Genomic DNA, 12,825 nt, shown 5'->3' with positions numbered 1-12,825 from the left:
CATGGCAATAAAAGAAGAGACTCGTCAACTTCCTCTTCTTCCGCTTCGGGGAATCTTGGTTTACCCCAGTATGGTAATCCATCTTGATGTGGGGCGAGAACGCTCTATTCAAGCGTTGGATCAGGCCATGATTGATGACAACCTGATCATGCTTTCTACACAAAAAGAAGTGGATATTGAGGAGCCTAAAGAAGAGGAGATCTATTCACTCGGAACCATTGCGAAAGTAAGGCAAATGCTAAAATTGCCCAATGGGACTATTCGCGTATTGGTAGAGGGTTTACATCGAGCGCGTATCGTAGAGTATGAAGATTCCGATTCGCATTATAGTGTGCGGGTAGAGGAACTAAGCCATGAAGAAGAAGATGTAGAGTTAGACTTGGAAGCATTGATGCGTACAGTATTAGATCATTTTGAAGAATATTTACGCCTGTCAAAGAAAGTATCGCCGGAGACATATTCGGCTGTTTCGGATATAGATGAGCCAGGACGATTAGCAGATGTGATTGCAGCTCACTTGCCGCTTAAAATACCTGAAAAGCAGAAGCTCTTAGAGACACTGGATATTGAGAAGAGATTGGAACTTTTGTTAGATACATTAAATGATGAACGCGAAGTGTTGGAACTAGAGAAAAAGATTAGTCAGCGTGTAAAGAAGCAGATGGAGAAAACACAAAAGGAATATTATCTGCGGGAACAGATGAAAGCGATCCAACGGGAGTTGGGTGATAAAGAAGGCCGTACAGGCGAGGCAGAGGAATTAAGAAAACAATTGGCTGAGCTTGAAGCTCCAGACGCAGTTAAAGAAAAAGTGGAGAAAGAGATTGTTCGATTGGAGAAAACACCAACCTCCTCAGCTGAAGGTGGTGTGATTCGTAGTTATGTAGAATGGCTTCTCAGTCTGCCATGGTCGGAAGAAACGAAAGACGATCTAGATCTGAAGAAAGCGGAGCAGATCTTAGATGAGGATCACTATGGTTTGGAAAAAGCAAAAGAACGGGTACTCGAATATCTGGCTGTGCAAAGCATGGTTAAACAACAAAAAGGGCCGATCTTATGTTTAGTCGGACCTCCTGGAGTGGGGAAAACGTCCCTAGCACGTTCGATAGCGCGTTCTCTTAATCGTGAGTTTGTCCGTATCTCACTAGGTGGTGTGCGGGATGAAGCTGAAATTAGAGGACACAGACGGACGTATGTTGGAGCCATGCCAGGACGAATTATCCAAGGAATGAAGACTGCCGGTAAAGCAAATCCGGTCTTCTTGTTGGATGAAATTGATAAGATGGCGATGGACTTTCGCGGAGACCCTGCGTCAGCGTTATTAGAAGTACTAGATCCAGAGCAGAATAAAACCTTCAGTGATCACTATATTGAGACACCATTTGACTTGTCAAAAGTGATGTTCATCACGACAGCCAATGTAGTGCATAACATTCCTCGCCCACTTTTGGATCGGATGGAAGTGTTGTCGATTTCCGGATATACGGAATTGGAAAAAGAGAAGATTGCTAAGGAATACTTATTGCCTAAACAGCTAGCCGAACATGGTTTGACGAAAGAGAAGTTTCAGTTGCAAGCGGAAGCGATATTAAAAGTGATCAGGCGCTATACCCGGGAAGCGGGAGTACGTAATTTGGAACGCACTATTGGTAAATTGTGCCGCAAAGGCGTGAAATTGCTTGTTTCGGGAGAAAAGAAACGTGTGGTTGTTACAGCCAAAAATCTCTCCCAATTCTTAGGGCCAGAAAAATATCGTTACGGTCGAGCTGAAGAGAGTGATCAAACTGGGATGGCGACGGGCTTAGCCTGGACGGAAGTAGGAGGGGATACGCTTAGCATAGAGGTATCTTTGCTCCCCGGAAAAGGAAAGCTGACGTTGACCGGAAAATTGGGCGATGTGATGAAGGAGTCAGCGCAAGCTGCTTTTAGTTATATACGTTCGCGTTCAGATCGCCTCAAATTGGAAAAAGATTTTCATGAGAAGCAAGATATTCATATTCATGTACCCGAAGGAGCTATACCAAAAGATGGTCCTTCAGCGGGGATTACCATGGCTACTGCTTTGCTATCTGCACTTACAGATATTCCAGTAAGTAAAGACGTGGCGATGACTGGCGAGATTACTTTACGTGGTCGTGTCCTGCCTATTGGTGGTTTGAAAGAGAAATCATTAAGTGCTCATCGGGCAGGAATTCGACGTGTGATTATCCCGAAAGAAAATGAAAAAGACTTGGTTGACATACCAGAAAGTGTACGTAATGATCTCACCTTCTTCCCAGTGAGCCATATGGATGAAGTTCTCGAGATCGCGTTGGTGGAGGACCCTTATGAGCAAAGTAAAAGCTGAATTTATTATAAGTGCAGTAGGTCCCGATCAATATCCAGATGATGCCCTGCCAGAAATAGCTCTGGCTGGGCGTTCCAATGTGGGGAAATCGTCGCTAATTAACCGACTGATCCATCGCAAAAATCTGGCGCGGACAAGTTCTAGACCGGGAAAGACTCAAACCATTAATTTTTATCTTATCGAAGAGCAGATACAATTTTATTTTGCCGATATGCCTGGTTACGGATTTGCAAAAGTGTCGAAATCGATTCGGGCACAATGGGGTAAGATGGTGGAGCGATACTTACATGAACGACAAGAGTGCCAAGCGGTTATTCAGCTTATTGATGTGCGTCACCCGCCAACCCGTGATGATAAGCAGATGTATGAGTGGTTAAAGCATTATGAAAAGCCGACGATTGTGGTAGCAACGAAAGCTGATAAGATCTCGCGAAACCACCGACAGAAGCATTTGAAAGTGATTCGTCAAGAGCTGGACATAGCAGCAGGAGATGAATTGATCTTGTTCTCAGCGGAAACCGGTGAGGGAAAAGACCAACTTTGGCACGCAATTAAAGAGAAGGCTGTAAAATAAGATATCGGTTCTTTTAATAAAGGTGGGAGTAGGAAGTGAACAAGAAAATTCGCGTAGCTGTACTGTTCGGTGGAAAATCTGGAGAGCATGAGGTTTCGTTGCATTCTGCGGCTTCTGTTTTACAAGCGATTGACCGTGATCGGTTTGAGGTTGTACCGATTGCGATTACGCAAACAGGTGAATGGCATAGGGGGAGTGAAGCATTACCCTTGTTAGAAAAGTCGCTGAATCGTGGTGCTTTAAAAGAGATGAAAGAGGTGCTTGAGCGCGAGACAGCCATTAGTGCATCTTCAATATCGGGTGATATTACTGGATTAAAAGAACAGGTGGATGTGGTTTTTCCTGTTTTGCATGGCACCTTTGGAGAAGATGGTACAATGCAAGGATTATTGGAAATTGCAGACATTCCTTATGTGGGAGCAGGTGTGCTCGCTTCCGCAGTTGGGATGGATAAGGTGATGATGAAGAAGGTATTTGCCCACGAAGGGTTGCCACAGGGAGACTTCACCTATTATATGCGCTTTCAGATTGAAAAAGATTTGGAACAGGTGATGGATGAAGTTGAGGCACGCTTTGGCTATCCATGCTTCATTAAACCAGCCAATCTAGGCTCTAGTGTTGGGATTTCCAAAGCAGATGATCGTGATCGTTTACACAAAGGTCTCAAGGAGGCAGCTCGCTTCGATCGTAAGGTTGTCGTAGAGGAATATATTAACGCTCGTGAAGTGGAAGTGGCGGTGTTGGGTAACGATGAGCCAGAAGCTTCCGTACCTGGCGAAATCGTCTCTTCCAATGATTTTTATGATTATCGTGCTAAATATATTGATGGCAAATCAGAAATGCAGATCCCCGCACAACTACCAGCAGAAACGTTAGAAGAGATACGTCACTTGGCGCTTCAATGTTACCGTGCGATCGACTGCACTGGCTTATCACGGGTCGATTTTTTTGTGCGTCATGATGATCGTAAAATCTTTGTTAATGAAATAAATACGATGCCAGGATTTACACCGTACAGCATGTACGCAAATCTATGGAAACACTCTGGACTTACGTATGCAAGTGTGGTTACTAAATTAATCGAGTTAGCAATGCAGCGATACGAAGAAAAGAAAAAGACAATCACGACGTTTGAAGTTAATTAATAAAGAGCCGGCCCTTCATAAAGAGGAGCCGGCTCTTTAAATTGTTGTTACGATGGTTTACATAGATGAACCAGTGTTAGCAGCCGCGATCATGGCAAATATCATTAAGATAAATACAAGAGCTAAGAACACGATCGAGATCAGAAAAATTACTAGACCCCAAATCGCCCACTTTTTTTGTACTCGCTTAAAGTGATCTACACTCTCCCACGATTTATTTTGCCACGCCCACTCGCTTCCTTTATATCCTAGAACGAAAGGCATAGCGATATTTACAAACGGGACAAAGCATAATAATGAGATCCAGACGCTATTACCTATTCCCCAGATCCAGCCCAGAAAAAAAGCGCCCCAGTTCCATTTTTTAATTTCTGCAGGCGTTGCGTAAACCGATTCCTGTTCCATATGTGATTGCATAAAAATTAAACAACTCCCTAATAGAATATATAAGCACGTTTTGTACAGGGTAATTATATAATAGGAAACTGGTATGTTAAAGAGGAATGTGAAAAAATATTGAAATAGTGTATGTTGGTTTATGATAGCCGAGTTAAAAGGAGCGGTTCGTTGGAGGTGATTGCGATCGTGTGCTCATATTGAGCGCCTAAACTCCCATCAACAGTTCGCGCGCTCCAGCCATCTTTTTTATCTATCTTTATTTGATCACTCCCTAAAGTGAGGATCGGTTCAATCGTGATGACCATCCCTTCTTTCAGAAGCTCTCCCTTTCCTGCGGGTCCAGTATGAGGAACAGCGGGATCTTCGTGAATGCGTTGACCGATCCCATGGCCCACGAAATGCTGTACGATACTATATCCTTTTTGTTGCGCAAACGATTGAATGGCATGGGAGATATCTCCGATACGATTCCCTGCATATGCCTGCTCAATCCCGATGTACAATGCTTTTTTAGTGTCCTGAAGTAGTTTTTTAGCAGCAGACGAAACAGGTTTAATCTCATAAGACCAGGCGGAGTCTGCCAACCAGCCGTCTAGGTTTACCACCATATCAATGGTGAAGATATCTCCTTCTTGTAAAGGAGTGGCCGTAGGGAAACCGTGGCATACGCATTCATTAACTGAAGCACAAGTGGCATAAGGATACCCTAAAAATCCTTTCTGTTCGGGAGTGGCACCATGCTGGTGTAGATATCGTTCGACAAAGCGATCTATCTCTAGCGTGGATACACCGGGACGAAGGCGACGTGCAATTTCTTGATGACAGCGGGCTAAAAGTTGACCTGCTTTATACATCTTGCCGATTTCTTTTGCCGACTTGATGATACTCATCACATCATCACACTTTCTACTTTTTTCTCCAGAGCAAGAAGATCCCAATAGCTATGAGAGCTAGGGGCCAATATTCGAGGAACACGTATCGGATTTTAGCGATGAGCGAGAAGGATGGAGCGAGCGGCCACCATATAAATCCAAAAGCGAGGGCAGCGATCCCGCTTCCTATATAAAATTTCATTTTTTGTAAAATGCCGACTATAAAGATGGCGCTTCCTAATATTACAACATAGTTGCTCCAATGATTGGGCCAGTAATGCAAGTGAGATTCTCCCCAGAGCTGTAGTCCAATGGCAGTTACGATTGCACCATGTAACATCATTTTGCGATAAGGGGAGCGTAAAGATATAGCAATGATCATGATGCCGGAGAGGAGCACGATCAGTTCCCAGGATAGCCATCCTTGAAATAATTCCCATTGTTCCTGATAGGAAAAGAACATGAATCCCGCGAAGATGAGTACAATTCCTAGTACTTTAGTGCGCATGGAAACCTCCTGTACCTTTCGATAGTAGATCGTTCGATGTAATGTTTATCCTAGTTTATCATATAACTTATTTCGATTGATGGTGCTGGAGGCGGTTTTCTAGCCAAGCGATTGCTTGGTACATGATTGTTGCCAGGATTGCAACCAGGATGAGACTAAGCATGACGAGGCTGAGATGAAAAACCTGAAAGCCATAGATCATCAAATGTCCTAATCCAGATTCAGAAACGAGGAATTCACCTACTATAACACCTACCCAGGCTAAACCTACATTTACTTTTAAAGTGGAGATCATGTCGGGGACAGCATGGGGGAAGATAATGAGACGAAAAATGGTAAGACGGGAGGCACCCAGACTTTTGGCTAATTGAATAGGTTGCTGGGGTGTACTCTGAAAACGGGTATAGATGACGAGTGTAGTAATAATAATGGTGATGGCGACTGCCATTGCTACAATCGATAGAAATCCGGCACCCATGGTAACAATAAATAGAGGTCCGAGAGCGACTTTGGGCATGCTATTTGCGATTACAAGATAGGGGTCAAGAACGCGCGCGAGGAAAGGAGACCACCAGATGAGAGTAGCTAAAAAGATTCCTCCGCATGTACCGAGAATGAAGCCTGTAATGGTTTCTAAGGAAGTAACTCCCATATGATAAAACAAATCCCCGGAGGCACTCATCTCTAAGAAAAGGGAGTAGATACGACTGGGACTGCTAAAGAGAAAGGGATCAATGGTTCGAGTACGAGCCCCCCACTCCCATCCGCCTATCAGTGTGAGGAGAAGGAGCAACTGCATGAAATGAACCGTTATGTTCTTCAGACGCTCTTTACGTAAATATTCACCGTGTTCTTGGGATTTAGCTCCACGAGCAAGCCATTTTCTCACTCTTTTCCCCCCTTTAGTTCCCGCCATAATTCTTCAAACAGCGAACGGAATTGAGGATGTCCTCGTGCTTGTAAGGGAGCTGTTTGGCGCAAGTCGTCAGGGAGGTTTATTTCTTTCGTTATGCGGCTAGGTTGACCACCCATAATAAGGATACGATCAGAGACTGCAAGCGCTTCTTCAAGATCATGAGTAACGAGTAAGGCTGTCTGTCCTTGTTGTTGGAGGACAGCAGTAAGTAGCTCTTCTAATTCGCATTTCGTCTGAAAATCGACGGCAGAAAAAGGTTCATCTAATAACAGGACGGAAGGACGCAGAACGAGGGTACGAACGAGAGCTACACGTTGACGCATCCCTCCAGAGAGTTGTGCAGGATAACGGAAGCGCACATGACTTAATCCAAGCTCATGGAGCAGTTGCTGTGCCAGCTCTTTGTTTTCGGTCGTAAGTTGTTTGCGAATTTCTAAACCCAGCATGATATTTTCATCGACGGTTCGCCATGGAAGGAGGCAATCACGCTGTAACATATAGCCGAGGGAGCGTGAAGGAGTAGCCACTTTCTTTCCATGGACAAAGATATTACCTGAACTTGGCTGAATGAGACCGGCGATGAGCGAGAGGATTGTACTTTTTCCGCATCCACTCGGTCCGATTAAACTGACAAACTCCCTCGGAGCAATCGTAAAGTTAATCCCAGCAATCGCTTGTTCAACGTCGCTTCGTTGTAAGTATGTTTTGCTTACCTTTACTAACTGAAGTGCTGGGACATGGTTCTCCATAGATGGTGCCTCCTTTCTTCAGTACCAGGAAGTGTAAGTTATTTTTTAATCACTTCTTCTGCAATTTCAGAGTTAGTTACAGATTCATATGGAACCGCCTTTGGAAGTTCACCAGCTTCATTCATTATCTTAATCATATGATCATACTCTTCTTTTTCGATGACGGGTGTTGGCGCCCATACATCTTGAAGCTTGTATCGTTGGATCACTTTTTCTACAATGGTTGGATCCGTTTCAGGGAATTGAGGAGCAACGATATCTGCTATCTCTTCAGCGGAGTGTTTTGTCATCCATTGTTGGGCGCGATAAAGGGCTCGAGTAAAGCCAACGGCAAGTTCTCGCTCGCTCTGTAGCCAGGATTGTTTGCTCAAATATACAGTGTACGGTAGATATTGGGTCTCCTCTCCGAAGGAGGCGACTACATATCCTTTGCCTTCTTCTTCAAGCTGAGAGGCGATGGGTTCAAATAGTTGTACGTAATCGCCTGTACCGGAAGCAAAGGCAGTTCCTAGATGTTGAAACTCTATATTTTGGATGATGGAAACATCTTTGTGTGGATGAAGTCCATTTATTCGTTGGACATGTTCACTAACCATTTGTGGCATGCCGCCTTTTCGTTGACCCAATAAGGTTTGATTTCGCAGATCACTCCAATTGAAAGTGGATGTCTGTGTGCGGGCGACAAGAAAGCTACCGTCACGTTGGGTTAGTTGGGCAAAAGCGACAATAGGCTCATTCGCTTCACGAGCGGTAACATAGACAGCTCCTTCCTGACCCATTAAAATAATATCGGCCTCTCCTGAGAGAAGGGTTGTCATTGTCTTATCTCCACCCGCACCATTAAGAAGCTCAATCTGTATGCCCTCATCTTGAAAAAATCCTTTTTCCATAGCAATATATTGTGGTGCATAAAACAAAGAGTGTGTCACTTCAACTACTCGAATCGTTTGAATTTCATCTTGATCGGTGGGAGAGCAGGCAAAGAGTGAAAGCGCGAGTAGACAAAGAATAGTAAGGGTGATTGCCCAGCGTAATGGTCTTGTTATCATTTGAGATAGGGGCAGGATTGCTTGTGCATCCGTCCCTGCCCGTGCCTCCTTTCATATTAAGGATTCTTGGGGTTTCTTTTCACGGGAAAGCGTAGAACTGGGGTTTGAAGTTGAAAGTTCAGGGTAGGATATTTAACAGAAGAAAGAAGAGGATAGGAGCCCAATTACCTCCTGTATCGTATGCATGAACTTCAAATTCTGTTCACAGGAGTGTCAGTCTTAGGGGACAAGGAGTTATGTTATAATGGGATGGAGATTTTAGTGAGTGGTCCTAGGTAGATCGGGGTGAAGACGATGCATATCATGGTAGCAGGGATCAATCATCAAACAGCTCCTGTTGAACTTCGTGAACGGATGGCATTTTCTGCCGATGAAATCAGCGAAGCAGTCACGCGGTTGCAAGCACAAAAGGGCGTCTTGGAGTGTGTGGTATTGAGCACGTGCAATCGTATGGAGTTGTATGCGGTCTGTGATCAATTGCACACAGGAGCTTATTATCTGCGTTCATTTCTCGCAGACTGGTTTAACATACCTTTCGATGATTTTATTGATCACCTATACATTAAGCAGCAAGATGAGGCTGTTGACCATCTCATGCAGGTTGTCTGTGGACTCGATTCGCTTGTTCCAGGAGAAACACAGATCTTAGGACAGGTGAAATCAGCTTTCTTTACGGCACAAGCTGAGAAGACGACCGGCACGCTCTTTAATCACTTGTTTAAGCAGGCGATTACGTTCGGAAAGCGTGTGCATGCAGAGACGGAAATTGGACAAAACGCCGTATCAGTTAGCTATGCGGCAGTTGAATTAGGGAAGAAGATGTTTACCACTTTTACCAACAAAACAGTGCTGTTGGTGGGAGCGGGAAAGACGGGGGAACTTACAGCTCAACATTTACAGGCTAACGGAGCCAAGCAGATGATCGTTCTCAATCGTACATTGGAGAAAGCACAGAGCTTAGCGGATCGCTTTCAAGGCGAGGCAGGGACGTTGTGTGAGTTACCAATGCGATTGGCGCAAGCTGATATTGTAATTAGTTCTACGGGTGCATCGGGCACAGTAATCACATGTGAAATGGTAGAGCCCATTATAAAGACGAGATCGTTTCCACTCTTCTTTATCGATATTGCTGTGCCACGGGATATTGATGCGGGTGTGCATCAACTGGAGAATGCTTATCTTTATGATATCGATGACTTAAAGGATATTGTGGAGAGCAATGTACGTTTGCGACGGCAGGAAGCAGAGAAGGTTGAGGCTTGGATTCATGACGAAGTTGAACAGTTTTTGGAGTGGATGGGTACGCTGGGCGTGGTGCCAGTCATTAGTGCTTTGCGGGGAAAAGCGCTGACGATTCAAGAAGAAGCTATGGATCGAATTGAGCGCAAACTACCAGATTTGAGTGATTACGAAAAACGATTGATCCGAAAACAGACGAAAAGTATTATCAATCAGATGATTCGTGACCCGATTACGCGTATTAAAGAATCAGCGGCAGATTCCAAACGGGATGAGTATCTTGATATGTTTGTCCACCTGTTTGCGTTGGAAGATGAAGTGGAAGCGCTGCAACAACAACAAATGCAGAGTGTGAAGCGTTGTCCGACTGCGGTGTCCTTTCAAGCAAAATGGGTTTCAAAAGATGTTTCGGTTCGATCATAGTGTGAAGGGGGCTTTGCACCGTGTTTGCAGAGCATTGGGTATCTGACTTTATTATCTATTCCTATGCTTTAAGTCTCTTGTTTGCATTTGCAAATCTTATGCATAAAAACCCTCTTTCCAAGCGAATGGCTCAGGGATTACTCGTGTTGGTATGGTTCATGCAGGCCAGTTTCTTTGCTGTGCGTGTGTTTACCTCCCCTGTATTAACGCCGTTTGACTCGCTCTTCTTTTATTCGTGGGCGTTGGTCACTTTTACTCTAGTGATCAATGCCCTTTATAAAATGGATTTGCTCGTTTTTTTGACAAATGTGATCGGGTTTGCAGTGGCATCGTCTAGTCTCTTTTTTGTCAGTGACGATACAGGACTTTCCGGTCCACTTTTAACTGAACTAGTTTTTGTTCATGTTTCGATGGCACTTGTTTCGTATGCGGCTTTTTCGCTCTCTGCAGTTTCTGCAGGATTATACTTATTGGTTAGCTACCTGTTGAAGCGTAAGAAGTGGAATTTACTACGGGGACTACCCAGCTTGGATCAATTACAATCTTTTTCTAATCGCCTTGTTGTTATTGGCGTTCCTTTTTTATTGACGGCGCTCATACTGGGTTCTCTCTGGGCATATCAGACATTAGGGGCGCTCTTTTGGGTGGATGCTAAGATATTTGGCTCGCTCCTCGTATTATTGGTGTATAGTTTCCATCTGTATCAACGCTATTCCAATCGTTGGCCTGCACGGCAATTAGCATGGTGGAATTTAGCTGTTTTTATGACGATCTGGATCAATTATTTTATTTCTAATACGGGCTTATCGTTTCATCAGTGGTTGTAGTAATAAATAGAACAAGAGTTTAAAGGAGTTTTCATGGTGCGGACAGTGATTGCAGGGACACGTAAGAGTGCACTCGCTCTTACACAGACTGAATGGGTGATGGAAAAATTAAAGCCGTATGTATCGACATGGCAGATGGAGACGGAGAAAATTGTCACCAAGGGCGATAAGATTTTACATGTGACTTTATCCAAGGTGGGCGGTAAGGGCTTATTTGTTAAAGAGATCGAGCAAGCCCTCTTAGATAAGCGTGTTGATTTTGCCGTCCATAGTATGAAAGACTTACCCGGTGTGATGCCAGAAGGTTTACAGATTGCGGCTGTTACGAAACGTGAAGATCCTCATGATGTGATGGTATCTGAGAAGTATCGTACGATAAAAGAACTACCGAGCGGAGCACGTGTGGGGACAAGTAGTTTGCGTCGCCAAGCTCAATTATTAGCCTTGCGTCCGGATGTGGTGGTAGAACCGGTACGCGGAAATATCAATACGCGGTTGGCCAAGCTTGAGGACGGTCAGTTTGATGCCATTTTATTAGCGGCGGCAGGAATGCGACGGATGGGATGGAATGAGCGGATTCAGGAAGTGATCTCTACTGATATGATGTTACCAGCAGTGGGACAAGGTGCTCTCGCTATACAATGCCGCACGGATGATATAGAAGTGAGGGATAAATTACAAAACTTGAACGATGAGTCAACAGCACGTTGTGTACGTGCGGAACGTGCATTTCTACATGCTTTTGAAGGCGGCTGTCATCTACCGATCGCAGGTTATGCCGTTGAGGTAGGGGATCAAATTAGATTAGTAGGGTTGGTTACTTCACCAGATGGGAAAACGATCTTCAAAGGTGAACGACTAGGGAGAGATGAGATAGAGATGGGTCAGCAATTAGCGTTACAGTTGAAGGAAGAAGGAGCTGGCGCATTGTTAAATGATGTTCGTAAGGAGCTTGACAAGTGAATTCCTTATCTCCGCTCGCAGGTGTACACATTTTAGTTACACAACCGGAGGAGAAGAATCAAGCATTTATAGGAAAAATAGAAGCGCATGGAGGGACGGCTTTCACGTACCCTGCTATTTGTGTGAAACCCACACGAAATATGGAACCGCTCGATCATGCCTTGCAAGAGTTGCCTCACTATGATTGGTTAATTTTTACTAGTTCTAATGGTGTTCGCTTTTTCGCACAGCGCTTAGAGCAGCTGGGGATAAAGTGGAAAACCGAAGTGGAAGGGCCTAAAATCGCTGTGGTAGGCCCTCAGACAAAAGCAGCAGTGGAACAGCGGGGTTGGAAAGTATCCCTCGCGCCGAGGAAGGAATATCGTCAAGAGGGGTTGTTTCAAATACTCTCCTCACAGGCACAAGTAGGGGAACGCCTGCTGTTCCCCCGCTCGCAGTTGGCACGACCTTGGCTAATAGAAGAACTAGCTGGAGCGGGTTTTCAAGTGACGGATGTGATTGCTTACGAGACAGTGCCAGCTCCTGGTGATATTACTGAGGTCATTCGCTTGTTAGAAACAGGTCAATTACATATTGTCACCTTTACCAGCCCCTCTTCCGTTCATCATGTTGTACATGCGCTTCGCTCCTCGACAAGGGAGGCGGATCGGTTGTTGGAACAAGTGAGTCTCGCCTGCATTGGTCCTGTTACAGCCGCCGCTGTGGAACAAGCAGGATTGACGGCGGAGTTGGTTGCGGAAGAGTCAACCTTAGATGGTTTGATAGCCGCTATGTCGAAGTATCAAAGAAATAGCTGAAGAGGAGAGGAGTGCTC

The 12,825-nt window shown here is 44.7% G+C and carries 13 protein-coding genes; 7 read left to right on the top strand and 6 right to left on the bottom strand.

Features of this window, described 5'->3' with window-relative positions:
- Position 1 precedes the first annotated feature (1 nt).
- Genes lon through NXZ84_RS07745 form a run of 3 tightly spaced genes read left to right on the top strand, consistent with a single transcriptional unit; the run spans position 2 to position 4,066 of the window.
- The gene (gene lon / locus NXZ84_RS07755; RefSeq protein WP_258839695.1) at positions 2-2,347 is read left to right on the top strand and encodes an endopeptidase La; all 2,346 of its coding nucleotides are present in this window, start codon (positions 2-4) and stop codon (positions 2,345-2,347) included.
- Complete coding sequence (gene yihA, locus NXZ84_RS07750; RefSeq protein ID WP_258839694.1) at positions 2,328-2,921, top strand: ribosome biogenesis GTP-binding protein YihA/YsxC; 594 nt, start codon at positions 2,328-2,330, stop codon at positions 2,919-2,921. Before lon ends, yihA begins: the two co-directional genes overlap by 20 nt.
- A gap of 35 nt (positions 2,922-2,956) precedes the next feature.
- Positions 2,957-4,066 carry a D-alanine--D-alanine ligase gene (locus NXZ84_RS07745; RefSeq protein ID WP_258839693.1) on the top strand — a complete coding sequence of 370 codons (1,110 nt, stop codon included), beginning with the start codon at positions 2,957-2,959 and terminating at the stop codon, positions 4,064-4,066.
- Between the two features lie 57 nt (positions 4,067-4,123).
- Here NXZ84_RS07745 and NXZ84_RS07740 read toward each other — a convergent pair whose 3' ends face one another.
- From NXZ84_RS07740 to NXZ84_RS07715, 6 genes are all read right to left on the bottom strand, one after another.
- Complete coding sequence (locus NXZ84_RS07740; protein WP_258839692.1) at positions 4,124-4,471, bottom strand: ribonuclease G; 348 nt, start codon at positions 4,469-4,471, stop codon at positions 4,124-4,126.
- A gap of 131 nt (positions 4,472-4,602) precedes the next feature.
- Positions 4,603-5,355: a type I methionyl aminopeptidase gene (map, locus tag NXZ84_RS07735; protein ID WP_258839691.1), complete on the bottom strand. Its 753-nt coding sequence runs from the start codon at positions 5,353-5,355 to the stop codon at positions 4,603-4,605.
- A 16-nt stretch (positions 5,356-5,371) separates the two neighbouring features.
- Positions 5,372-5,845 carry a hypothetical protein gene (locus NXZ84_RS07730; RefSeq protein ID WP_258839690.1) on the bottom strand — a complete coding sequence of 158 codons (474 nt, stop codon included), beginning with the start codon at positions 5,843-5,845 and terminating at the stop codon, positions 5,372-5,374.
- Positions 5,846-5,912: 67 nt separating this feature from the next.
- Positions 5,913-6,734 (bottom strand): ABC transporter permease, encoded by an 822-nt coding sequence (locus NXZ84_RS07725; protein WP_258839689.1) that lies wholly within the window; start codon positions 6,732-6,734, stop codon positions 5,913-5,915.
- Entirely contained in the window at positions 6,731-7,510 is a 780-nt protein-coding gene (locus NXZ84_RS07720) for an ABC transporter ATP-binding protein (RefSeq protein ID WP_258839688.1), read from the bottom strand. Before NXZ84_RS07720 ends, NXZ84_RS07725 begins: the two co-directional genes overlap by 4 nt.
- A gap of 38 nt (positions 7,511-7,548) precedes the next feature.
- Entirely contained in the window at positions 7,549-8,559 is a 1,011-nt protein-coding gene (locus NXZ84_RS07715; protein WP_258839687.1) for an ABC transporter substrate-binding protein, read from the bottom strand.
- A gap of 294 nt (positions 8,560-8,853) precedes the next feature.
- Here NXZ84_RS07715 and hemA point away from each other — a divergent pair, with 294 nt between their 5' ends.
- The 4 genes from hemA to NXZ84_RS07695 are packed head-to-tail and all read left to right on the top strand — an operon-like array spanning position 8,854 to position 12,808.
- Entirely contained in the window at positions 8,854-10,221 is a 1,368-nt protein-coding gene (gene hemA, locus NXZ84_RS07710; protein ID WP_258840362.1) for a glutamyl-tRNA reductase, read from the top strand.
- A gap of 20 nt (positions 10,222-10,241) precedes the next feature.
- Positions 10,242-11,048, top strand: coding sequence for a cytochrome C assembly family protein (locus tag NXZ84_RS07705; RefSeq protein WP_258839686.1), 807 nt, complete (start codon positions 10,242-10,244; stop codon positions 11,046-11,048).
- 36 nt (positions 11,049-11,084) lie between these two features.
- Positions 11,085-12,011: a hydroxymethylbilane synthase gene (gene hemC / locus NXZ84_RS07700; protein ID WP_258839685.1), complete on the top strand. Its 927-nt coding sequence runs from the start codon at positions 11,085-11,087 to the stop codon at positions 12,009-12,011.
- The gene (locus tag NXZ84_RS07695) at positions 12,008-12,808 is read left to right on the top strand and encodes a uroporphyrinogen-III synthase (protein ID WP_258839684.1); all 801 of its coding nucleotides are present in this window, start codon (positions 12,008-12,010) and stop codon (positions 12,806-12,808) included. Before hemC ends, NXZ84_RS07695 begins: the two co-directional genes overlap by 4 nt.
- Positions 12,809-12,825: the final 17 nt, after the last annotated feature.

Origin of the sequence: Mechercharimyces sp. CAU 1602 (assembly GCF_024753565.1) — a bacterium.
Lineage (GTDB): Bacteria > Bacillota > Bacilli > Thermoactinomycetales > JANTPT01 > Mechercharimyces.
The sequence above is the reverse complement of the archived record's forward strand: the minus strand, read 5'-3'. Positions and strand labels throughout refer to the sequence as shown.

Excerpts from the sequence above, each read along its gene's own strand:
- NXZ84_RS07720 (WP_258839688.1), bottom strand. The coding sequence starts at position 7,510 with ATGGAGAACCATGTCCCAGCACTTCAGTTAGTAAAGGTAAGCAAAACA.
- lon (WP_258839695.1), top strand. The coding sequence starts at position 2 with ATGGCAATAAAAGAAGAGACTCGTCAACTTCCTCTTCTTCCGCTTCGG.
- NXZ84_RS07740 (WP_258839692.1), bottom strand. The coding sequence starts at position 4,471 with ATGGAACAGGAATCGGTTTACGCAACGCCTGCAGAAATTAAAAAATGG.
- yihA (WP_258839694.1), top strand. The coding sequence starts at position 2,328 with ATGAGCAAAGTAAAAGCTGAATTTATTATAAGTGCAGTAGGTCCCGAT.
- hemA (WP_258840362.1), top strand. The coding sequence starts at position 8,854 with ATGCATATCATGGTAGCAGGGATCAATCATCAAACAGCTCCTGTTGAA.
- NXZ84_RS07715 (WP_258839687.1), bottom strand. The coding sequence starts at position 8,559 with ATGATAACAAGACCATTACGCTGGGCAATCACCCTTACTATTCTTTGT.
- NXZ84_RS07730 (WP_258839690.1), bottom strand. The coding sequence starts at position 5,845 with ATGCGCACTAAAGTACTAGGAATTGTACTCATCTTCGCGGGATTCATG.
- map (WP_258839691.1), bottom strand. The coding sequence starts at position 5,355 with ATGAGTATCATCAAGTCGGCAAAAGAAATCGGCAAGATGTATAAAGCA.